The 23,666-nt window shown below is 41.2% G+C and carries 19 protein-coding genes; 7 read left to right on the top strand and 12 right to left on the bottom strand.

What is annotated here, in order from left to right:
* Nucleotides 1-47: 47 nt before the first annotated feature.
* Both P2W73_RS21560 and P2W73_RS21555 read right to left on the bottom strand, forming a co-directional pair.
* Nucleotides 48-2,864, bottom strand: a complete 2,817-nt coding sequence (locus tag P2W73_RS21560) for an outer membrane beta-barrel protein (protein WP_276504179.1) — start codon at nt 2,862-2,864, stop codon at nt 48-50.
* A 241-nt stretch (nt 2,865-3,105) separates the two neighbouring features.
* Nucleotides 3,106-3,693 carry a hypothetical protein gene (locus P2W73_RS21555; RefSeq protein ID WP_276504178.1) on the bottom strand — a complete coding sequence of 196 codons (588 nt, stop codon included), beginning with the start codon at nt 3,691-3,693 and terminating at the stop codon, nt 3,106-3,108.
* 110 nt (nt 3,694-3,803) lie between these two features.
* On the opposite strand from P2W73_RS21555, the gene P2W73_RS21550 reads away from it, so the two are divergent.
* Complete coding sequence (locus tag P2W73_RS21550) at nt 3,804-3,959, top strand: hypothetical protein (protein ID WP_276504177.1); 156 nt, start codon at nt 3,804-3,806, stop codon at nt 3,957-3,959.
* A gap of 89 nt (nt 3,960-4,048) precedes the next feature.
* Here P2W73_RS21550 and P2W73_RS21545 read toward each other — a convergent pair whose 3' ends face one another.
* The 5 genes from P2W73_RS21545 to P2W73_RS21525 form a co-directional block, all read right to left on the bottom strand.
* Nucleotides 4,049-7,813, bottom strand: coding sequence for a DEAD/DEAH box helicase (locus tag P2W73_RS21545; protein WP_276504176.1), 3,765 nt, complete (start codon nt 7,811-7,813; stop codon nt 4,049-4,051).
* Between the two features lie 199 nt (nt 7,814-8,012).
* On the bottom strand, nt 8,013-8,750 hold the full coding sequence (locus tag P2W73_RS21540) for a 2-phosphosulfolactate phosphatase (RefSeq protein WP_276504175.1): 738 nt from the start codon (nt 8,748-8,750) through the stop codon (nt 8,013-8,015).
* Between the two features lie 35 nt (nt 8,751-8,785).
* A complete protein-coding gene (locus P2W73_RS21535) occupies nt 8,786-9,262 on the bottom strand; it encodes an SRPBCC family protein (protein ID WP_276504174.1) in 477 nt (158 codons plus the stop codon).
* Between the two features lie 117 nt (nt 9,263-9,379).
* Complete coding sequence (gene gcvT / locus P2W73_RS21530; protein WP_276504173.1) at nt 9,380-10,465, bottom strand: glycine cleavage system aminomethyltransferase GcvT; 1,086 nt, start codon at nt 10,463-10,465, stop codon at nt 9,380-9,382.
* A gap of 41 nt (nt 10,466-10,506) precedes the next feature.
* On the bottom strand, nt 10,507-11,244 hold the full coding sequence (locus P2W73_RS21525; protein WP_276504172.1) for a class I SAM-dependent methyltransferase: 738 nt from the start codon (nt 11,242-11,244) through the stop codon (nt 10,507-10,509).
* 216 nt (nt 11,245-11,460) lie between these two features.
* Here P2W73_RS21525 and P2W73_RS21520 point away from each other — a divergent pair, with 216 nt between their 5' ends.
* A complete protein-coding gene (locus P2W73_RS21520; RefSeq protein ID WP_276504171.1) occupies nt 11,461-12,408 on the top strand; it encodes a M48 family metalloprotease in 948 nt (315 codons plus the stop codon).
* A gap of 177 nt (nt 12,409-12,585) precedes the next feature.
* On the opposite strand, the gene P2W73_RS21515 is transcribed toward P2W73_RS21520, so the two are convergent.
* From P2W73_RS21515 to P2W73_RS21500, 4 genes are all read right to left on the bottom strand, one after another.
* On the bottom strand, nt 12,586-14,796 hold the full coding sequence (locus P2W73_RS21515; protein WP_276504170.1) for a PspC domain-containing protein: 2,211 nt from the start codon (nt 14,794-14,796) through the stop codon (nt 12,586-12,588).
* Nucleotides 14,797-14,841: 45 nt separating this feature from the next.
* Nucleotides 14,842-15,168: a PadR family transcriptional regulator gene (locus tag P2W73_RS21510; protein WP_276504169.1), complete on the bottom strand. Its 327-nt coding sequence runs from the start codon at nt 15,166-15,168 to the stop codon at nt 14,842-14,844.
* Nucleotides 15,169-15,220: 52 nt separating this feature from the next.
* The gene (locus P2W73_RS21505; protein ID WP_276504168.1) at nt 15,221-15,703 is read right to left on the bottom strand and encodes a nuclear transport factor 2 family protein; all 483 of its coding nucleotides are present in this window, start codon (nt 15,701-15,703) and stop codon (nt 15,221-15,223) included.
* A 256-nt stretch (nt 15,704-15,959) separates the two neighbouring features.
* Nucleotides 15,960-16,502: an ExbD/TolR family protein gene (locus P2W73_RS21500; protein WP_276504167.1), complete on the bottom strand. Its 543-nt coding sequence runs from the start codon at nt 16,500-16,502 to the stop codon at nt 15,960-15,962.
* Between the two features lie 158 nt (nt 16,503-16,660).
* On the opposite strand from P2W73_RS21500, the gene P2W73_RS21495 reads away from it, so the two are divergent.
* On the top strand, nt 16,661-17,488 hold the full coding sequence (locus P2W73_RS21495; protein ID WP_276504166.1) for a universal stress protein: 828 nt from the start codon (nt 16,661-16,663) through the stop codon (nt 17,486-17,488).
* A 128-nt stretch (nt 17,489-17,616) separates the two neighbouring features.
* Here P2W73_RS21495 and asnS read toward each other — a convergent pair whose 3' ends face one another.
* Nucleotides 17,617-19,056 (bottom strand): asparagine--tRNA ligase, encoded by a 1,440-nt coding sequence (gene asnS, locus P2W73_RS21490; RefSeq protein ID WP_276504165.1) that lies wholly within the window; start codon nt 19,054-19,056, stop codon nt 17,617-17,619.
* Nucleotides 19,057-19,418: 362 nt separating this feature from the next.
* Between asnS and rho the strand changes: the two genes are divergently transcribed.
* From rho to P2W73_RS21470, 4 genes are all read left to right on the top strand, one after another.
* The gene (gene rho / locus P2W73_RS21485; RefSeq protein WP_276504164.1) at nt 19,419-21,065 is read left to right on the top strand and encodes a transcription termination factor Rho; all 1,647 of its coding nucleotides are present in this window, start codon (nt 19,419-19,421) and stop codon (nt 21,063-21,065) included.
* A gap of 24 nt (nt 21,066-21,089) precedes the next feature.
* On the top strand, nt 21,090-21,347 hold the full coding sequence (locus P2W73_RS21480; protein ID WP_276504163.1) for a hypothetical protein: 258 nt from the start codon (nt 21,090-21,092) through the stop codon (nt 21,345-21,347).
* 146 nt (nt 21,348-21,493) lie between these two features.
* A complete protein-coding gene (locus P2W73_RS21475; protein WP_276504162.1) occupies nt 21,494-22,765 on the top strand; it encodes a hypothetical protein in 1,272 nt (423 codons plus the stop codon).
* A gap of 92 nt (nt 22,766-22,857) precedes the next feature.
* Nucleotides 22,858-23,664 (top strand): cyclase family protein, encoded by an 807-nt coding sequence (locus P2W73_RS21470; protein ID WP_276504161.1) that lies wholly within the window; start codon nt 22,858-22,860, stop codon nt 23,662-23,664.
* Nucleotides 23,665-23,666: the final 2 nt, after the last annotated feature.

Raw genomic sequence — 23,666 nt, 5'->3', positions numbered from 1 at the left:
AAAAACCCCTATATAAGCTGTCGCTTTTTCTCAGGCAGTTTGTCATTTTAACGGGCAATGATTCTTACATCCCGGTTGTTGCCATTACTTAATCCTGTCTTAGTGAGGTTATAAGTAAAGGTTAGCAATGCATAGCGACGCAGGGTATTCACTCTCGAATCTTCAATATAGTTCTGGTTGCTGGTTCTGCTTACTCCTACATTCCGATTCAGCATATCATTGACCCGTAGCTTCAATTCACCACGGTTGAATTTCAACACCTGTTTACTCATCGAAACATTCCAAAGCGGCACTCTTGCGTTAAAGCCATCGTTTAGCTGGTTGTTGACCGTATAACTGAAGTCGGTACTAAAATAAAAACCAGCCGGCAGTTGCCAGTTAAACTCGGTTTCATATACCTGCGAGAAATAACTGGTATTGAAAACGGGCTGCAGCGAATAGTTTGTTTTATTGTAATTCATCCCGGCTGAGAAAGAAAGATCGATCTTATCGGTGGGGCTCATATCAATACCCAAACGAGGCCCGGCACTGAACGTAGTGATAGTATTGCCAATGCTATTGATAAATTGGCGTCCCCGGTTATAGCCAATATTGCTACCTATCCGAAATGTTCCTTTTAAAAAACGGGCAGGCAGGCCCAGGTTGATATCGCCGGATAAATTATATACACCATCTACATTCACCGGTTTTGTTTTTTTAATGCCCGTACTGTACAGGGTATCTGCATTCACAATTTTATTATCGGTGCGGCTGAGATTGAAAAAGGCGAAGAGGTTTTTATTTTTAAAAGGATTCACACCCATATAATTGATCTGTACATTATGAATAAATTCCTGTTTCAGATCGGGGTTACCTTCCTGGATATTTAATGCATTACTGATATCAGGTACGGGTTGTAATTGAGAAACCGTGGGTTGATTGGTGTAGGAACGATAATTAACCACCAGGTTTTTAAAGCGGGTAAAATTGTATTGAAATCTCGCAGTTGGTAACAGGTTGGTAAAGCTTTTTGAAATAACCGAGTCTTTAATACCACTGATGATCTTTCCTTGCAATTCGGCACGTTGCCAGCTAACACCTATTGCATAATTATATTTCTTTTTTTGTGTACGAAGCCGAAGTCCGGCATTGGTAAAGCCATAAGTATTTTCAAAATCATTGGTTAGTGAGTCATTTACCTGGTCATATTTTCCATTTCCTTTATTGTAGTCATAAGTGATCTTTTCAGCCGTGCTCTTATTCTGGCTTTTACCGGCACTGAATTCCAACAGCGAACGTTTAAAGATTGGCTCGGTATATACTGCTCTTGCCGTATAACCGGTTAAATCGCTTTGGTTTGTTATAAACTGATTAATAGAATCGATACGACTGGCTCCATTACCCCGGGCAAAAAATTCATTGACGGTTTCCAGGGTTCCATCGCCTTCGTTGCTATTTAATGTTGATTGAAGACTTAACGAAAATGTCCGGCCTCTTTTCCGGAATTTTTTCCGAAACAGGAGATCGTTCCTGAAATTATAACCCGTACTATTCGTTATCGAATGGCTGTAGCCATTATTACTTAGCTTCCCATCCGCCCCCAATTGACGATAGTCAGTGAGAGAATTATTCTTTGTTTGTTGATAGCCCAATGAGGGAGATATTTTCAGTGAATTAAAAGAATCGATCACATAATCGATGCCCAGGTTCAGGCGATGGGTATTATTAATGTTATTACTGAGTGAATTTTGATTATAGAAATAAGATGAATCGGGCAAAATGTATTGCCGTTGTACCTGTGATTCTTTTTTGGGATTGTAATGGTTGTAAAAATAATTGCTGGTAAAATCGATCTTATTACCAATGATATTATTGTAGTTCAATCCGCCACCCCAAATAGTACGAATCCCATTAATACTGCCTCCCAGGAGGGCTGCATTTGGATCATCTGCGGTGATATTAATGTTAACGTTTCCGTTGCCACCCCGCATCATGCGGTTAAGTTCACCAGTGAAATTCATCATATCCATGAATGAAAACCCTTCAGTATTGGTATTGTTGGCCATACCGATCGCCGACATTTGACGGGCTCCTTTGAATGAGTTGACGTTGAACCTGCCTTCAAATCGCTCATCGGTGCCACCGCCGCCCATGATCTTTCCAAAAGCCCCTTTCTTTTTATCTTTCTTCAGTTTCAGGTTGATGGTTTTTTCGCTGTTGCCATCATCAAAGCCTGTGAGTTGAGCCTGGTCGCTCATCTTATCATAAACCTGTACCTTATCTACGGCATCAGCAGGCAAATTCTTGGTCGCCATTTTGGGATCATTGCCAAAAAATTCTTTTCCATCCACCAATATTTTACTCACCGTTTGACCCTGTGCTTTCACGGTTCCATCTTTTTGTACCTGCACACCGGGAAATTTTTTTAACAATTGTTCTACGCTGGCATTGGGTTGTGTTTTAAAAGATCCGGCATTGTATTGGACCGTATCGCCTATCAAGGTCACCGGTGGCGCTTCATTGGTGACAATCACTTCTTCCAGCATTTTTGTCTTATCATTCATCACCACGTTGCCCAGGTCTATATTTTTATTTTCTTCAGTAACACTAAACATTTTATTGCTGTTGTGATAACCCACATGAGTGATCAGCAGGCGGTATTCTCCTGCAGGAATATTGTCGAGGTAAAAACGGCCCGCATGGTCTGTCATGCCGAAAGTGAGTAACGAAGAATCTTTTTTTACCAGCACCGTGATGGTCGCATCGCTCAGCGGTTTTGCGGCGATAGTATCATAAGCCACACCTTTTACAGAGCCGTTCTTTTGTGCATTAGCGATTGCAGCGCTGACGAAAACTAACAGTAGCAGAAAGTAAAATTGTTTCATTAGCCGAAGATTTAATAACGGCTACGAAAATATTCTTAACGATAAAGAATGCGGGTTAATTTGGTTTGGATTAATGTTAAAGAAGGTTAATGGCCTCCTCCCGACCTCCTCCCATAGAGGAGGCCATCCAAGCACAGCCCCCGCTTTGCGCAAATCGTGAACAAGGCATCCTTGCACTATAGCAGCCAGGGCTGTGCTTGGTAAGTCTTCCGTCAATTGGCGGAGAGATTTAGAGGGAGCTTTAGTCTTCTATATCTCCTTGTTCGTCGTCATCCCTTTCATGTTCATAGATAAGAACCCTCACTTTCCATTCCAGCAATTCATATTGCATGGAGATTTCGAGTTTCATTCTATGGGTGTTCCGGTCGGGATTTTCAAAGCGGAGAATAACACTGTTAAACTTTTTTTCTTCTACCGGTGGCTCATATTTTCCGCCGAGGTAAAATGTTTCGCCATAGTCCATTTTTACCCCCAGTTGATTGAACTGGTGATACAACGCCTTGAATTTTTTACTGGCTGTCTCAAAATCATCTGTTGTCAGCATCAGGGCCTGCCAACTGTAAACGTTACGGTTATTGGATGAATATTTGGTGATAGAAGAGCTTTCTGCTCCGGCTATTTTAAACGTGCAGTCATAACTGGTAGTCTGCGGATTTTCTTCTACCACCGGACCTTGAAGGCTGGTGAACTGGTGCGGATATTCCCGGATCACCTTGCGGATATCCGAAGCCAATGCATTGTTGAGAGGAAGTCGTAACTGGGAGTGGGAGTGGAAAGTAAAAGCAATAGCAATGAGTGTAAACAGTAGTGGTTTTAGAATTTTTTTCACGAGTAATGGATTAAACGGGTTAATAAGAGGCACAAATATTATGAAAATCAGGAATTATTATATACTTTAGGATTACTTTTTTCGTTAATTAGATCATTAAACAATCCAATATGAAAAATAAACACATTGCTCACTCTCACGAAGAAGCGAAAATCTACCGCAATTACTACAAACCTTCATTTAATTTATTGCGACTGGTAAAGTCTGTATTGGCCGTTTTTATATCCGGCTCCTCGCCTGCAGCCGGCACGGTGAGAAGGAAGTAACAATTCTCTACTAACCCATCATTATACTGAAATCCCCTCGTCAAAAGACGAAGGGATTTTTTTATTGATAATTTAACCAACAATTTGATTTAGCTAAACAGGTATTCCACATCTTCTCTTGACAAGCTCTTCACAAATGATGTATCATCCGCAATAAGGTCTTTCGCCAATGCTCTTTTCTTGTCCTGCAGTTGGAGTATTTTATCTTCAATGGTGTCGCGGCAGATCATGCGGTAAGCAAAAATATTTTTGGTTTGTCCAATACGATGTGTACGGTCAATCGCCTGTTGCTCTACCGCGGGGTTCCACCAGGGATCAACGATATAGACATAATCTGCTGCCGTTAAATTCAGACCGACACCTCCGGCTTTCAGTGATATTAAAAAGGCTCTTACTGTATCATCATTCTGGAAACTTTGTATCGCTTTCTCCCTGTCTGGGGCGGAAGTGCTGCCATCAAAGTATTCATATTTCACTCCCAATTCATCCAGCTTGGCTTTTATCAATGCCAGCATGCCAAGAAACTGTGAAAATACCAGGGCCTTGTGATTGCTTATATTTTCTGTGATCTCTCTTGCCAGCTCATCCAGTTTGATGGAATGGTTTTCAAATTTCTCTTCTTCATTTAATATCGCCGGTGAATCACAGATCTGGCGAAGCTTCATCAAACCCTGTAAAATTGTAAGCTGTGAACGCTGTATTCCCTGCTCCTGGATGGTGCCAAGGATCTTATCACGAAACTCATTGCGATAAGCATCATAAATTTTACGTTGCTCGTCTTCCATTTCACACCAGAGGATCATCTCCTGTTTTTCCGGCAGATCTTTCGCCACCTGCTCTTTGGTTCTCCGAAGAATAAAGGGATACAATATTTTTTTGAGGTGTTCCTTCCTGTCTTGTTCACCAAATTTATCAATCGGTATAGCAAACTCCTGGCGGAAAAATTCCATGGTGCCCAGCATGCCTGGATTCAGGAAATGCATTTGGGCAAACACATCAAATGTATTATTCTGGAGTGGCGTACCACTCATACAAAGACGATGTTTTGCATTGAGCAGGCAGGCTGCCTTTGTTACTTTACTGGCGGGGTTTTTAATTGCCTGGCTTTCATCAAGCACCACATAGTCAAAGTTTACGCTTAACAATAACTTGATATCGCTGCGTAACGTGCCATAAGTAGTAATAGTAACATCATGATCCACGATCTCTTCCTTCGATCTTGTTCTTGCCGGGCCATGATGAATCCGATAGGTAAGTTCAGGGGTGAATTTTTTTATTTCATTTTCCCAGTTATAGATAAGTGTAGTAGGACAAACCACCAACGCTTTGAGACTACCATGCTCATTACGATAATGATCCAGGAACGATAGGGCCTGCACGGTTTTACCCAAACCCATATCGTCCGCTAAAATGCCACCCCATTTTATTTCGGTAAGATAGTTGAGCCATTGATAGCCGGCTACCTGGTAAGGACGCAGGACCGCTTTCAGCGTAGAAGGCGGATCAATCTCTTTGATTGCATTGAACTGTCTTAAATTATCATACTTTTCTTCCAGCTTTACGATCAACTCTTCCTCATCTCTTTCTTCATACAATTCATCCACCACACTCAGGTGGTAACGGGAGAGCTTGAGATTATTTGAATTTCCTTCACCCACCCGGAAGAGCAATGAATACTTTTTGAGCCACTCATCAGGCAGAATTCCCAAAGTACCGTCGTTGAGTTGAACAAATTGTTGTTTATTCGCCAAAGCTCTTTTGACTTCGGCAACAGTGACACGCTGATCGCCAAACACGATATCCACCTTGGCATCAAACCAATCGGTATTACTGCTAATGAAAATTTTTGTTTGTGGCTTGGATGTATTGAAACGAAAATTTTTCAACGCTTCAAAACCGAACACCGGCGTTTTCATTTCCTTCATTGCATCCACAAACAGGAAGAACCAGTTATTTTTTAATACGTCCGTACCTTTCAATGCCAACGAACCGTTCTCTTCGTTTACAATAAAATTGGAATGCAGGTTTTGCAATTTGGCGATGAAAGCAGCTTCTGCTTCCCTGTTGCGATGAACAATTGTTACTTTGTCAGCCTGAGGCACGACAATTTCATCCCTGTCTTTTGCTTTTGTCTCATAGCCTTTATAGGAAAAAGAAGGTTGAAAAACGAGGTAATCCCCTTTCTCAATTAGAAATAGTTTTACTTCTGGTTCACCATCTTTTACTTCCTGTACCAATGATTTATCAAAGTCGACCCGGTATTCTTTTGTCAACGGTAATATAAATTCCTGCAGGCTCTTGCCCCACTCATCCTGCTGAATCGATTTTTTTCCCGACGGCAAAAATTTATCGATCAAATGAACAACCTCGTTATTCTTCCAGATGCTTAACTGGTGATTGTATAAAAACAACAGGGGACTATTGCTTTCATTTTCGCCGAGATCATGTTCAAGACCTTTTAATTTAACGCGGCAAAAAATGGTATAATGTGAATTTTTCTTAACCTGGAAATAAGGTTTTGCTTCTTCCTGGATCAACTGCAGGGGTTGAAGATTGGCCGTTTTAAAAGGCTTGCCGGCTGCCAGTAAAAAGAACAACGAATTACCAGCTTGCTCAACGCATAGTTTTTTCAACCGCGGAAAAAGATATTCCGCCATCAGTTCTTTGGTTTCTTCAGGGAGATCGTCTGATTCCTGGTGAATAATATTCTCCCAGATACCGGAGAAAGGTGAGTTGCGGCTGATGTATTTATTGATCTCCGTATCCTGCAATTTTCTGACAAGCGTCAGAAGCTGCCGGTCTTCTTCAGACATTTTATCTGTATCCAGATAGCGGGTGATATCCGGCTTTTCAACATGACCGGCAAAGGCATCGTTGGTTTCGTTGGGCTCGCCTATGACTGCGTCAATCGTAAAATAGGGAAATGCTTTTTTATTAAAGTTGAAAACGATGCCCAATTTTTGTGTGGGCGTAGCGGCTTCTTCCTGTATAATTTCGGCAGTTTCTACTTCTTTCTTTTCTCTTTGAGGAATGATCACCGGCCTTGTGGGAGCAGCTAACGGAGCCACTCTCTTTATATTTGTATCCAGCACACGTAAAAAAGGCTTGCCATCTTTATACGCAAACTCAAATTTTCCTTTCAGATCGTCGTTCAACGAATAGCCATAGGCCTCCAGCAATTTATTCTTGTCCTTATCCCAATTGCGGATGCTGTCAAAATAATTAGGTCCGTGTTTTTTAAACAACTGCAGAAAGACGATTATTTTGGGCAGACACAATAAATGTTCCTCGTCATCGAAATCGCAACTGGTGTCAAAATTTCTTTCTTCATTTTTCCGGATGATAACAGGGTAAGTATTGCCATATAAGTTGATAGACGCTTTCACTACTTCATTCTCGGCACTTTCAATCTTTGCTTTGTGCGTCTCCAGGTAGGTTTCCGCCTCCTGGTAAATTTCCGGCGACGAAAGCAGCCGTAAGGTTTTGGGATCGATCGTCTTCATTTTTGCCACCGTGTGCCGCTGATCATATTTTACACCATCAGCCTGCAACTGGCCTCTGTCAATCATTTCCTGTAGTTGGAAGAGTGCCGCTGTTTCGTGCCGGCAGATATCACCGATATTGTAAGGACAGCTACAGCGAAGAGAAAGGTCTTTTGGATCTTTGAATCGCTGAACATTCACTTTATAATAGGTGGAGTAGCTATCATCTTTTACACGGAACACAGCAGAGCTAAAAAGATCATCATACTCAACCAACTCAACAAAGCCGAGAGAATGAATTTTCTTCCCGCGACGGATCACTTCATCGGTTCCATGGGTGTATACATGTTTGAGAAGATGTGGTAAAGCCATAGTACAATTTGCGATTGACCCCGATTTTATATCGGGGCATATTGCCCGTTCACAAAAAAGGGCAATCGGCAAATCTAAATGAAATGATGGCGGATTTCCTTATAAAAAAGGAGAAATTATAAATAAATTTTAAGCCACATCTATACCGCAAAAATGGACTACCTTTATCGGTTTTTTCGCCCGGTAAACAGACCCCCGGTTAAGACTGTTGTTTAACGATCAACTTTCCTTCTTCATATACTGGCAGCACGTTTGCGCCATCATTTGTAAGGCAGTAGCGAATATCTTTTTCAAGACCAAAATTCATGAGACGATGATAATGCGAAGCGTTGTTCTTTTTCATAAACTCAAACAAATCTTTCTTAGCCTTTTCATACATCGTTTCAGCAATGTGCGATGAATCGCAATTGATCGAAAAATGTTTGCCGATTGCTGCAATTACTGCCCCGGCAAAAAGCATATCTTCAATATTGACACGGTCTTTCCAGGCAGCGCAGCCAAGAATCACATTTTGCTTTTTTTCAAGCAAGTGATTACATACGGCTGAAAGATTGGGGAAGGAGCCTGTAATAATTTCTTTGGCGCCTTTTTCCAAAGCCATATGCAATAATCTTGTTCCATTGGTAGTGGTGAGCACCAATGTCTTTCCTCCAACGAACTCACGGGGATATTCAAAGGGAGAATTCCCATATTCCAGGCCTTCGGCAATTTGCCCATCCCGTTCCCCGGCAGTAATGCCTTCAATTTGTTTGCCTATTTCAATGCACCTGGATACACTGTCAACTGGTATCACGCATTTGGCGCCGTTGTACAATGCAGTAGCAATAGTGGAAGTAGCCCGTAGCACGTCGATGATCACCACGACACTATTACTGACATCATATAAGTTTAAGAGAGAGGGAGAAAGAGAAGTGTAGAGGGATGGTTTATTAGTCATGCAAAATTTAAAAAAGTAAAGGACGGATTTTTATATTATTTGTTCAACAATCTTTTCCATTTATCACTTTCGGCAAACTCTTTCAGCACTTTGTTTTTATCTTCCAATAAGTTTTTCAGATAGCGGGTCAGGTATATTTTACTAAACAAATTTCCAACGCCGCCATAAGGTGGCTCAAACTCCACCAGGTCGATCATAATGGTGCCGTTGTCGCAAGGTTTGAAATGGTGTTCATGCTTCAACATTTTAAAATCACCCTCTACCTGTTCATCAACAAATACCTGCGGCTTTACCATCTTCGTGATTTCGGAGCGTAAAAACCTTGTTTTAAAAAGATGTTTTGCCTTCCAGGTCACTGTTTCATTTTTTTCGATCAGGCCAAACCGGGTTCCCGCTACCGCTTCTTCGTTATGTTTTTTCATGGCCTGTTTGTGCAGATCAACGCTCCGGGCAAGGTCAAAAACTCTTTCAACAGGGGCAGCAATAAAGGTTGTCAGGTGAATGGTGGGCATAATTAAAGTACGAGGTTAACTATGAAGAACGGAGTCTGCAAAAATCAAGCCTGTCCTGATTTTGGAAGCTTAAAATCAATCCCCGACCTTTCTTTGGCTGATCATAGTTGACCCAGGCTATGAAAATGGCATTTTTACCACTTTTGCCTGTAGTAGTTTATCTCTTACTTTAATGAAAATATTCGAATCGATCGGTGAGTACGCTGTACGAACATAGCCCATTCCTATTGCCTTACCCAATGAAGGAGATTGGGTGCCCGAGGTTACCACGCCGATGGTGGCGCCTGAATAATCTTTTATTTCATAGCCGTGACGGGGTATTCCTTTGTCGATCATTTCAAAACCTACCAGCTTTTTTTCAACGCCAGCCGCTTTTTGTTTTTCAAAAAATTCTTTAGAAGTAAACTCCTTTGAGAATTTAGTGATCCAACCAAGTCCGGCTTCGAGCGGTGATGTGTTATCATCAATGTCGTTTCCGTACAAACAAAAACCCATTTCCAGTCGCAACGTATCCCTGGCGCCCAAACCAACCGGTTTTATTCCCTGTGCTTCATCCGCATTGAAAATAGCGTCCCAAATTTTTGCAGCGTCATCATCTTTGTCTTCAAAATATATTTCAACGCCCCCCGCCCCGGTATAACCTGTTGCGCTGATCAATACATTTTTTACACCGGCAAATTCACCTTTTACAAACGTGTAATATTTAAGATTCAGGATATCCATATCTGTCAGCCGTTGCAGGATCTTAGTGGCGTTAGGACCCTGTATTGCCAGCAAACATGTTTTATCAGAGATATTGTGCATCTCCACATTCATCGTATTGTATTGGCTGATCCATTTCCAGTCTTTTTCGATATTAGAAGCATTAACTACCAGCATATAGACCTTGTTCTCCTCAATGCAGTACACCAGCAAGTCATCTACTATACCACCCGTAGTATTGGGAAGGCAACTGTATTGCGCCTGTCCATTTTTCAACTTTGAGGCATCGTTACTTGTCACTCTTTGTATGAGATCCAATGCATTTTCTCCTTTTAAAATAAATTCCCCCATGTGACTTACATCAAATACTCCGGCATTTTTTCGCACAGCCGCATGTTCATCATTTATTCCGCTGTAACTTATCGGCATATTATAGCCTGCAAATGCGGCCATCTTTGCTCCGAGTGCAATATGTTTATCAGTAAAAGGGGTATTCTTCATGATTGTTAAATTGGTTCGCAAATGTAAGCGAAGCTTTCGATTTATTTTTCTACCTGTGCAAACAGTAAATGAACAGGAAATATGATCTTCATTTTCTCTGTTTTCCAAAGGGGTTTGATCTTTTCTATCAGTTCATTAACGGGGTTATAGCTTTTGGTAGCAATAAATTTTTGAAGGGCCGACCAGGTATTAAAATATCCTTCCAATTCATCAATGGTCCATTCATATTCAATCTTAAAATCCGGTGTGTTGATTTTTTTAAAAGGGAAAGGAATGCCCCGGTATTCTTCATCAACATATTTTCTCTCTTCATCCCAGAAACTCTTAAGCGTTGTGTAATGATGATACTCTATTAAGGCAGCAATTTCTTTCGTAATTCGGAGCAGTGAGTATGTCCAGGCAGCAAAAAAAGAATTTGCTTTTCCAACCCGTTTTACTTCTTTATAAAAATCATCAAACCGAAACCAGTGAAGGGCCTGCGCAACAGTAATAAGATCAAAAGAGTTATCCGGAAAATTAGTTTGCTCTGCAGGTTGAACAGAATAAAAAACATTGGGCAATTGAATGGCATTATCAATTTGCTTGTGGCTGATGTCAGTGGCAAAAACTTTTTCAAATGACATCGCTAATTGTTTTGCAGCCTGCCCATTTCCTGTTCCGCAATCCCAGGCAGATTGCTTATTCACTACTTGCCTGAAAATAAAATCATATAATTCCTGCGGGTAAGCAGGCCGGTATTTTGCATACAAAGAAGATTGTGTTGAAAAATTGTCTTTCATTGTTTGTTTGCTCTAAAATATAAGTTGCTAAATTATGGATAAACTTGCACCGTCTTTTTCTGCTTCATTACTAAACATAAACTCAACAAGTCTTATCAAACTGGGCTTCCGTTGTACAATGATGTGTTGCTATTAAACCGGCGTCGCCCGGGCATTGTGGTAAATGGAATGAAGTTTGTCCTACAGAAAACATTGCCATTAACCAACATTGTAATTATGAAAGTGAAACTTTTACTTCTATGCCTGGCCCTTGCAGTTGGCTCGCTTACTGCCATTGCTCAACGAAAAGTTACCGGCTGCGGCTTTAAGGTGCCTCCCCGGTCCTTACTTACCTCCCGGTTTTCTTCTGTGTATGAGGCAAGGGATATTCTTAAAAACATGCTTGAAACCATCAGCTGGCAGGAAAACTTCAGCATCAGGGAGCAAAATGGTATCAGGAATGCTTACGCAACGATCATTAACCAGGCCAGGTGGATCATATACGATAATGACTTTTTAGAGGATCTTGATGCCTATACTTCCACCAAGTGGGCCTCCATCAGCGTTTTAGCCCATGAGATGGGGCATCATTATTATAACCATGTCGTCAGTAGCCAGGGCAGTACGCCACCCAGGGAGATTGAAGCGGATGCTTTTTCGGGTTATGTGTTGGCAAAATTAGGCGCCACTTTGGAACAATCTGTGGCAGCCATGCAGGCTGTGGCATCAGACCGGGCCAGTGCCTCGCACCCCGCCAAAAAAGATCGGGTAAGTGCTATTGCAAAAGGTTGGAATAATGGTATAGGAAACGCCGCGCCGACGAGCCCTCCAGCTAATCCAACACCAACACCCACCACCCCGACACAGCCTACTTATCCCAATCCCGGATCTGAAACACCTGGCAGCACATCCACTCCTGAAAATGATCCCAGCTGGATCAGCCTGACTATTCAAAGCAATAAAGCCGAAACGGTTTTATTGAGCGATGATGGGAAAAATTTTCAACAGGCAGAGATTCCCGCCGGGCAGGCCTTTGTTTTCAAATTTGAAATTTATAATTATGGTTGGCTTCGCCTGAAATATTATAATGGCTACCGCACCTTCAAACTCATGCACGGAAAAGACTACAGCATTTTATGGAACCGGCGAACCGGAAATTGGACTGTTACTGAAGTTCCTGAATAAATCACCCATATTTTAAAAAAAAAGAGGGACCTGGGAACAGGTCCTTCGTGTATTCTGTAAAGACAGAATTCAACATCAACTTATTTGACGGCTATGCCTTTCTTTAGGTTACAAACAAGGGCCCCGTTGACGGAACCCTTTGTCTCTCCGCTTTCACGGAGCCAACTTCAACCTAGTTTAGAAAAAACTCTTTACCAGCGAAAACACAGGCGAAGCAGATGATATAGATGTATATTCATCGTGTTCATCCATACTTTCAGGATTACCGGTGTTCGATTTTTGCCCTTCGGTTTTCTGCTTTTCCAAATCTTTTATACGTTTTTCTGATTCTTCCCTTCTACGCTTTTCTTCGTCTATCTGTTTTTGAATATCATCAGCGGGTTGAGTTTTGTTTCCATCTTCATACCTGTAACGATACTCATCTTTTGCCGGAGGTGTTGAAGAGTCTGTCCTGGTGGAGCCAGCACTGGTAAGTATGCCGTCGGCTCCCATCGTAAACACAACACCCGTTCTCCATCTCCGGGCATCGTCATAGTCATAATCCCAGCCATTGCGTGACCATCTGCGCCTGTTGCGTTTAAATGAAACTTCGTTTAGCTTATGCTCAACTGACTCATCAAAAATTATCTTTTTTCCCACAGGCATTTTTATTTCGATCTCTACATTTTGCCCGCGATACTTATTGGCTTTGTCGATTGCAAAACCATTACCGATATCTAACACGCTGTCACGATAGACAATGTCATATTGAATTTGCTCAGCCCGGTTTCTCGCTTCTCCTTCAGTTCTGCCTGAGCTATATTTTTTTACCGTTACATAATAAAGCGAATCGTAGCTTTTGACGATATCAAACTTTACAAAAGAAAGTTTTAATGTATCGGAAGAAAGATCCCAACCTTCACCCTCATCATTGATCCAGCCAAAATTGCCTGTGTATTCTAATTCAGGTTCAGAAACTGTTACCACCATTTTACCTGAAGGCGGCTGCGAAATACTTACGGCATTATCTACATGTTCGTATTCCCTTACATCTTTTGTAAGACTGGAAGCGAGTAGGGTAACACAAATCCATCCCAGGACCCACAATCCACCAAATGTCCAGCCGAGATAGCTGTTGCGTGAACGGACTCTCAATATTCTGCGGATAACCCAGGTAATAAAACCAATCAGCGGAACACCTAAGAAGAAAATCAATGTACCCCAGGCATATAATTGCTGCGAACTACTGGTCCACAAAAAGTTGTTGACAGGCCACCAGGCAATACCGCCAAACAGTAAGGCCATCAGAGCAACAAATAATCCAAAGGCAATGGTTCCGGCGATGAACAAAAAGAACACCTTAAACAATACACCTATTGCATGTCCCAATCCGCTTCCTCTCCGACGGGCAGTTTCATTTACTTCAGCTGCAAATGCTCTTCCTCTTGTGTTAGCAAACTCTTTTGCTCTTGTGCCAAGGTTTTGCGCTGATTCCTTTACCTCTTCACCCCAACCTTTCACTCTATCCTTCATGCTGTCCATTCCTTCTTTCACATTTTGACGAATGGTGTTTACATCTACTTTTTCGCCACGCATTTCCATTTTTTCATACGGGCTGTTTGCTTCCGGCAAGACGATCCACAGTATAATATAAATAAGAAACAACGTACTACTCAATGATCCAAAGATGATATTGGGAAAAAAATCAAACCCATTGTGCCAGGAAAGGCCGTCCAATATGCTGATGAAAATACTCAAGGCAAGAGGCGCAAGGAAAATGAGACGTATGGTTGATGATTTAATATTAAAGTAAGCAGCCAAACCACCGGCAACACCACCAATCATTTTATCATCGGGATTGCGGTATAATCTTTTACCACCAAAATGCTCGATATCCTTTGCCGGCAATACAATCCATAATAAGATATAGGCAAGAAAACCTAAGCCAAAACCGCCGAAGGTAATGATGGCAAACAAAATCCGTACGATAGCCGGATCGACATTCAGGTAGGCAGCCAGGCCGCTACATACACCACCGATGAACTTGTCGCTGCTATCACGATACAGTCTCTTTTTCGCTCTTGTTTCGGAATAACTGTATTGTTGTTGCTGTGCTTGTTGTGCAGCTTCACCTGTATCGGTTGTATCAGCATCAAAATCTTCCGGCCTCCCCATGGAAGCAATAATTTCATTGATATCTGTATCGGTAACACAGGCGGCACCCTTACGAACTTTGTCATTCATCAGTTCAGCTATCCTGCTTTCGATATCATTGATGATCTCATCACGACCATCTTCATGAGAAAAATACCGGCGAAGACTTTCAATGTAAGCCTGCAGTTTTTCATATGCCGAATCCTCGATAGGTATCACCCGGCCACTCAGGTTTATGTTGATGATCTTTTTCATTTTCAAAAAATTTATGGTTGAAGTTGTTGTGGTTTTCTATGTGTATTATTTTTTTGCCAAAGCGTTTACTCCATTCGATAGTTCCATCCAGGTTTGCTCCAGCTCTTTGTAAAAGGACTCTCCTTTTTCTGTCAGCGAAAAATATTTGCGGGGAGGGCCGGAGTTACTTTCTACCCAGCGGTAGGTAAGCATTTCGGCATTTTTCAATCTCGTCAATAAAGGATATAGGGTCCCTTCCAGTATTTGCAGGTTAGCTCCCCTCATCTCTTCAACAATATCACTGGGGTAAACTTCGCCCCGGCGAATAACGGAAAGAATACAAAACTCCAAAATCCCTTTCCGCATCTGGCTCTGTGTATTTTCGATATTCATAATTTTCTTTTTTCTGAATGATCTTTTTCCTGTTTACTTATACCTGGTGGTCTTAGTGATCATAACTGATGACTCTCGTTATCTTCCAGTGGTTATCTTTTTTTTGCCAAATATGAACGAACTTAAAAGTCCCGCAGTCCTGTTTTCCATTTTCTAAATGACAAAACCTGTGCAGACCGATTTCCATTGCTCCATAACCAGGAATCGGATAAACCTCCAGGCTTCCTTTTACCAATTCTCTTTTTAGTTGGTTATTGCTTTGTGCAATTGTTTTTAAAAAATTAATTGTGTGTTCATAGCCGGTAAGACCGCCTTTGTCATGATAGAATTCTAAATCCTCCGTGAACATTGTTTTGAACAGATCGATGTCTCTCGTATTAAAAGCATTAAACAACAGGCTATCCTGCTTCGCAATTTCCTGATAAAGCTCCTGGTTGCCGACGGTGTGCTGGCCTGATTGGGCATTTGTCCGAAGACCAGCTAGCACCATCGCAGCCAACAGGAAAAGGATAAGGTTAAACGATTTGGGTTTCATGAATTTCATTTTGATAAATCAAAGATAAGGTGATATTTGGTACTATGCAACACAAAGTACCAAATATTTTCAGGTAATGGTTTATAAACAGGGCCGTAAATATTTTTTAAATGTCAGTATTTTAGGCACTTATATACTTACTGATCAACTCAGCTACCAAATTTGAGATGTTATAAGCGGCAAAAAAAGCGGACAGGAGTCCGCTATTATGGTTGTAAAACATTAATTGGAAATAAAAGAAACTGCTCAAAATCTATCAAAATCCTTCTTTTGACAGGTATTGAACTTCTTCCGGCACCGCCTTTAATACTGCATATTTCTGAACGTTATTAATCAGGGCCTCGTCTATCATGTCCACCACATTTCCGTAGCCGGCGTCTGGCCCCGGCTTTATCAAGAGCATGAGGCCTTTTCTTCCTTCCCGTTTGTTATGTATACCAAGCCATTTTTGTTTTTGCCTTATCACGTCGCCAATTCCATCATTTGGGGAAAACCCAGTTCTGGTAATGGTTTTTGTTTCGGTAGCCTTATTCCAGTCACCATGATAATAAAATAATGTATTGTCTTTACCCAATAAAACGGTCAGTGCATCCGATTCTCCCAAATCCGTTGGGGGTGCATCTTTTGGCATGTTGAGGTTTGTTACTATTGGTTTGCTTAACTCCGTGGTGATTACAAAAAAACTGATCAATAAAAAACCCAGGTCTACCATGGGCGTCATATCTGTTTTTGGAGTATGCTTTTTGGGGCGGGAGCCGGGCCTGCGCCTGTCATTTGTTGTGCTATTTATTTCTGCCATAAGTTAGTTTTCATTGAGATCCTGATAGAAAAAAATTCCATACCTATATCCTTACATTGTGTAATTAGTGGGGCATTGTTATTGTTATCTTTATAAAAGAGTGTTTATAAAATGGATTTTGTGGACTTCCTTTAAAATTGTTTATAAAAACCAGGCAAATGAAAACAATAATAGTTCCAACGGACTTTTCGCCTACAGCAACCAATGCCACACACTATGCGATGGATATGGCGCTGGCGATTAATGCAAACATTCTTTTATTCCATGCTTACCAGTTACCGCTGGCGATTGGCGAAACTCCGTTAATGTTATTGTCAGTGGATGAAATGAAAGATGCTGCAGAAGCTAAACTGGCGCAGGTAAAAAAGGATTTTGAACATATTACGTCGGGTAAGCTTCAAATAAATACAGAATCAAGACTAGGAAATTTATCCGACGAACTGGAAGATTGCTGCAACAAGAATCAACCTTTCTGTGTGATCATGGGCACACAGGGTCATTCAGCTGTTGAACGGGTTATATTTGGAAGCAATACCTTATCAGTTATCAAACATCTTACCTGGCCGGTAATCTGTATTCCTACTGGCAAAGAGTACGGAACAGGTATAAAGAAAATAGGTATGGCCTGTGATTTTCGTGAAGTAAAAGAAACAACCCCTACATCTGTTATAAAGACTTTTGTAAACGAATTCAAGGCGGAACTGCATGTGCTAAATGTTGATTACGACAATCGGCATTTTAGCCCCGACACACCACATGAATTGATTCTTCTCAAAACAGCATTACAGGATCTAAAACCTCAATACCATTACCTGGAACATAAAGACATTGAAGATGGAATCAATGAATTTGCCGAAACCAATAATCTTGACATGGTCATTACCATTCCCAAGAAACATAAACTGCTGGAAGGATTATTTAAAAAAAGTTCTTCGCGGCAACTGGTGTTTCAGTCGCATATACCAGTGATGTGCATCCATGAGTAAGCTAAGAGTTAAAAGAGAAAAGGAGATAAAGAGTAATAGTTTTACTCTTTATCTCCTTTTCAAATTAATAAGTTAATTAGTTGCAGTGTCAGGACCTCCTTTTCTCTTTCTCTCTTTGAACTCTTAGCTTAGAATTCTGCGCTCTTCGGTGTTCTTGGAAATGCAATTACGTCACGAATATTGCCCATGCCAGTAACAAACTGCACCATTCTCTCAAAGCCCAATCCAAAACCGGCATGTGGCACGGTTCCGAAACGTCTGGTATCGAGGTACCACCACAATTCATCAACAGGGATATTTAATTCTTTCATTCTTGCTTCCAATTTATCCAATCGTTCTTCTCTTTGTGAGCCACCTACAATTTCGCCAATGCCTGGTGCCAGGATATCCATTGCAGCCACGGTTTTACCATCATCATTTTGTCGCATGTAAAATGATTTGATAGCGGCGGGATAGTTGGTAAGAATAACTGGTTTTTTGAAATGCTTTTCTACCAGGTATCTTTCATGTTCGCTTTGCAGGTCCATACCCCAGTCTGTAATGGGATATTGAAATTTCTTTTTCTTGTTATAATTACTTTCTCTTAAAATTTCAATCGCTTCAGTATATGTCAGTCTTTCAAAATTATTTTTAAGAACAAACTCCAGCTTCTCAATCAAGCCCATTTCACTTCTCTTATCCTGTGGCAATTGTTTTTCTTCATCAGCCAGTCGCTGCGCCAGGAAATCGAGATCCTCGCGGTTGTTATCCATTGCATACTGAATCAAATATTTGATAAATTCTTCAGCAAGGTTGGCGTTATCTTCCAAATCATAAAAAGCCATTTCGGGCTCTATCATCCAGAACTCCGCCAGGTGACGTGCAGTGTTTGAATTCTCTGCTCTAAAAGTAGGACCGAATGTATAAATATCACCAAACGCGGTCGCCCCCAATTCACCTTCCAGCTGTCCGCTTACCGTTAGGTTAGTTGACCGTCCAAAAAAATCTTCTTTATAATCCACATTTCCTTTTTCATCACGGGGAGCATTATCGGGAGACAAAGTCGTTACCCGGAACATTTCACCAGCACCTTCTGCGTCACTGGCGGTAATGATAGGCGTATGCATATACACAAAGCCCTTATCATTAAAAAACTTATGAACAGCAAAGGCTAAAGAATGACGAATGCGAAACACAGATCCAAATGTATTGGTACGAAAACGCAGATGCGCTATTTCCCGCAAAAACTCCAATGAATGTTTTTTGGGTTGCAAGGGATATTTTTCGGCATCACTATCGCCAAGTATTGTCATTGCGCTCGCCTTCAACTCCAGCTTTTGACCCTTGCCCAATGAAGGTGCGACAGTTCCGGTTATTTTTATAGCGGCCGATGTAGTTATTCGCTTCAATGTTTCATCATCAAACTTACCCAACTCAACTACCACCTGTAGGTTTGTATTGGTTGAGCCATCATTCAATGCTATGAATTGGTTATTACGAAACGTACGCACCCATCCCATTACCGTTACTTCCTGTCGTGTTGGCTCCTGCAACAGCAGTTCCTTGATTTTAACCCTTTGATTGAACATAGCGTCTTTTTTTTTTAGAGTTGGCAAAGGTAAAACATGAAAGGCAGTATTTAGACGGGTTCTGTTGTTTAGCGATTACTCAACCTCTTTTTATGTAATCACTTAAAAAGCAGGTCATTCTTTCAAAATATTCATCTAAATCAAGCGTCAAAAAATTAGTTAAGCCTTTGAATCGTCAGGTCAAAATTTTTGTTTTTACGAAAAACAACTGTATTATTGCAGTGGAAAGAGGCTGATAAGTAATTTGTTCTCCTGTTTATTGGCTCATCAGAAACCTACCTATCCGTTCAAGTAAAACTCAACTTTTTCAAATTTTTCAGACTTAGTGATTTAATCACTCTATTAAACTTCAAGATTTTTGTATGTATGACATTCTGCAATTGAACGATATGCTCGTTCCTGAACTGCTGGATATTGCTGAGCAGCTCAACATCCCCAATGCAAAAAAATTAGATAAACAAGGACTCATTTATAAAATCCTCGATAACCAGGCTATTGCCGGCGCTAAAACAGGAGTCGCAACAGAAGAAAAAGGTAAAAGAAAACGGATAATAAAGGCTTCCACTGCAAACACTACTGAGGAAGCAGTTATTGAAGATGCCTCCGCACCTCCTATTACCAGTGAGAAAAAAATTATAAAAAAATCTTCTCCTCCTGCCCGTAAGGATGAAAAAGCTGTTGCGAAGAAAGGACGTAAGAAAACAGAAGAAAAAGACGAGGAAACACTGTTCCCCGAAGAAGTCCAGGAAACTTCTGTTGAAGAAGCCGCTTTTCAACAGGCAGATGAAGCTCTGGCAGCCGCCAATGCGGCTCCCGTCGCTCAACCTGAGGCTCCAGCAGTCCCTAACAAACACCATCAGCATCATAGAAGAGAACAAAATTTCAATATCGAATTTGATGGCGTTATTCTTTCTGAGGGGGTGCTGGAGATGATGCCGGATGGTTATGGCTTCCTTCGCTCTTCAGACTACAACTATCTTTCTTCGCCTGATGATGTATATGTTTCTCCTTCGCAAATAAAACTTTTTGGATTAAAGACAGGTGACACCGTGCATGGCGCTGTTCGTCCGCCAAAAGAAGGTGAAAAATATTTTGCGCTATTAAAGGTTGACACCATTAATGGCAAAGGTCCTGACGAAGTTCGTGACCGTGTTCCCTTCGACTACCTGACACCACTGTTTCCTTTTGAGAAATTGAATTTGTTTACTTCTCCTTCCGATTATTCTACACGCATCATGGATCTCTTTACCCCAATTGGTAAAGGCCAGCGTGGATTGATCGTAGCACAGCCAAAAACGGGTAAAACAATGTTGTTAAAGGCTGTTGCGAATGCCATTGCAGAAAATCATCCGGAGTGTTACCTGATGGTAGTACTGGTAGATGAGCGGCCTGAAGAGGTAACCGATATGGAGCGGAGTGTAAAAGCAGAAGTAATCGCTTCCACTTTTGATGAGCCCGCTGAGAAGCATGTTAAAGTTTCAACCATCGCTTTGCAAAAAGCAAAACGCCTGGTAGAGTGCGGCCATGATGTAGTGATCCTGCTGGATTCTATTACCCGTCTTGCCCGTGCACACAATACCGTTGCGCCGTCAAGTGGTAAAGTATTATCCGGTGGTGTGGAAGCTAATGCTATGCAAAAGCCAAAACAGTTTTTTGGAGCTGCCCGTAAAATAGAGAATGGCGGTTCATTAACTATCATTGCAACCGCTCTTGTAGATACAGGGAGCAAAATGGACGAGGTGATCTTTGAAGAATTTAAAGGTACTGGTAACATGGAATTGCAATTGGAACGGCGCTTGTCTAATAAACGTATCTACCCGGCTATTGACCTCACAGCATCTTCTACCCGTCGGGATGACCTGTTATTAGAAAGGGATGTATTGCAACGGATGAATCTTCTGCGTGTTTTCCTTGCTGATATGAACGTAGAAGAAGCGATGCGTGAACTACAAAACAGGATGAAGGGAACTAAGAACAATGAAGAATTCCTTGCATCAATGAATCGCTAATATTTCTTTTTAATACCTGAAGACATGAAAACAAGTTTTGTAAAATTTTTTGTTGCTGCTTCTTTGCTGATCCTGTTTTCCTGTAATGATGAAAAAAAGGAAAAGACAAACACTTCTGAAGAAAAGACCGGGGTAAAGAAAGAAGAGCCAAAGAAAACAGAAGTATCGATAGGACCTGGTGGCGCCGAAGTGAAAACGAAAAGTGGTACTGAGATAAAAGTCGGAGACTCGGGCACTTCGGTAAGTAGCAAAGATGTAAAAGTGGACGTGAAAAAAGATTGATGAAATAATCCTATTTTCTTAAAAAGCTTCTCGGTGAGAAGCTTTTTTTATGCCCTTCGTTACACAATCTGGCCACTCTGTTTTCGTTATAGTTATGCTGAAAAACAATATCCCTTAACTAAGCCTGTTTTGGCACACCAATTCTGATGAAAACACTAAAACTGCTGCCGCTCTTCCTGCTTTCACCGCTGGTATTTCATGCACAGAAAAGCCTGACGGGCCTATGGGTGGGTTCTTTAAGCAATGATAGTGTCACCATTCGTAAGGATCAGTCGTTTGAAATTGCACTCACCGAATACAGGCAAAAAGTATACGGGTATTCCCGCAGTAGTTTTATCGTAAATGATACGCTTTACTATGTTTTAAAAAGAGTAAAAGGAACCGTCAATGGTGATGTGTGCGAAGTAAAAGATGATGAAATCATTTCCTATAACTTTCGTGGTAAGCTTGACAAAGGAGTAAAAATGACCAGCACCTTTCGCATGAACAAACAGGATAGCACCTGGCATCTTGAAGGCGACTGGAAAACCAATCAAACCAAAAAGTTTTACTCCATTTCCGGCAGGGTTGAGTTGAAAGATGAACCCAATTATGAAAAATCAAAAATCTTCCCGCACCTCGAAGAATTAAAAGTAGCCGATGAGGTAGCGTTTTATGCATCCTCAAAAAAATCGACTCAACAAACATCGCCTTCTACTAATACCCAACCGGCAAAAAAAGAAACGACTATAGCTAAAGCCGCGACAACTAAAACTGAAAAGAAAATTGACGAGCCGGCAAAGCAGGAAGAAGAGGTAGTAGCATCTGCTGAATTGAGAAAAACTGATTTGCCTGCCAATAAGGTACAAGTTGAAGAAAGAAAGAATTTTGACAATACCCTTCAACAACCTTCGGTCAGCAAGCGTGAACTGGCGATCAAAAAAGAAGAAATAAAACCATTGCCGCAAACAACAGTTGAAGAACCCAAAGAGAGAAATGCTACAGCGATTACAAGGTCTGAATCAGAAAGGAAAATCATTACCACTGATATTCAAAAACCCGAAATAAAAATACCTACAGCAGCCGCTTTTGTAGCAGAAAGAAAAACGATTGCACCTCAAGTGGTTGAATTCAAATCAGACAGTCTTGAGTTAAGACTTTATGATAACGGGGAAATAGACGGAGACACTGTTAGTATTTTATTGAATGGTGAAATCATTCTCGCCAAACAAGGATTAAAGGCTACTGCAATAAAAAAGACTATTCACATGGCGCCGGGCAACAACGAAGTAAACCTTGTTTTATATGCTGAGAACCTTGGAAAATATCCGCCAAATACCGGACTATTGGTAGTATATGACGGAGAAGACATTTACCAGGTCCGTTTTAGTGCCGACTTGCAACAAAATGCTGCCGTTATATTCCGGAGAAAAAAATAAATCATCGATCATTTAAGTTTCGCGGAGCCTCCATTTTATAATTAAATTTAGTTTGACATTATTGATTAGTTAACCGGTCAAACTAAACTTGTATGAAACTGATTAAGGCTATATTTACATTCACTATTCCTCTACTGCTGTCCTGCAATAATACCGAACCTAAGCTCAGCAACTTACTCAATAGCGGCAAATGGATTGATCTGAGTTATGACTTTTCAGATCAAACGCTGTATTGGCCAAATAATCCTTCGGGATTCAGGCTGGATACCCTTGCAGAAGGAAATACAGAAGGCGGATTTTACTATTCCTCATTTGCGTTTACAGCGCCGGAACATGGAGGCACTCACCTTGATGCCCCTGTTCATTTTTCAGCAAAGGGATTGAGTACAGATAAACTAACATTGGATCAACTTACCGGAGAGGCCGTGGTTATTGATGTATCTGCCAAAGCAGTAAACAACCGTGACTATCTTATTACTGTTGATGATATAAACCAGTGGGAAAAGACGAACGGTTCAATCAAAGAAAATGCGATCGTACTATTCAGGACTGGTTATGGAAAGTTTTATCCCGATGCAGAGAAATATTTTGGCACATCTGAAAAAGGTGAAGCCGGAATAGCCAAACTACATTTTCCCGGCATTGATCCGAAAGCGGCAGAATGGTTAGTACAGCATAAGGTAAAAGCAGTAGGTATTGACACTCCCAGCATCGACTACGGACAATCAAAAGATTTTAAAACTCACCAGGTTTTAATGGGCGCCAATATACCGGGATTTGAAAACGTAGCCAATATGGATCAATTGCCTGCCACAGGCGCCTATATAGTAGCGTTACCAATGAAAATTAAAAATGGTAGCGGCGGACCGTTGCGAATAATTGCGTGGATAAAAAATTAATC

It is taken from the genome of Terrimonas pollutisoli, assembly GCF_029360765.1.
Classification (GTDB): domain Bacteria; phylum Bacteroidota; class Bacteroidia; order Chitinophagales; family Chitinophagaceae; genus Terrimonas_B; species Terrimonas_B pollutisoli.
Note: the sequence above shows the minus strand (reverse complement) of the source record. Positions and strands in the feature narration are given on the sequence as shown.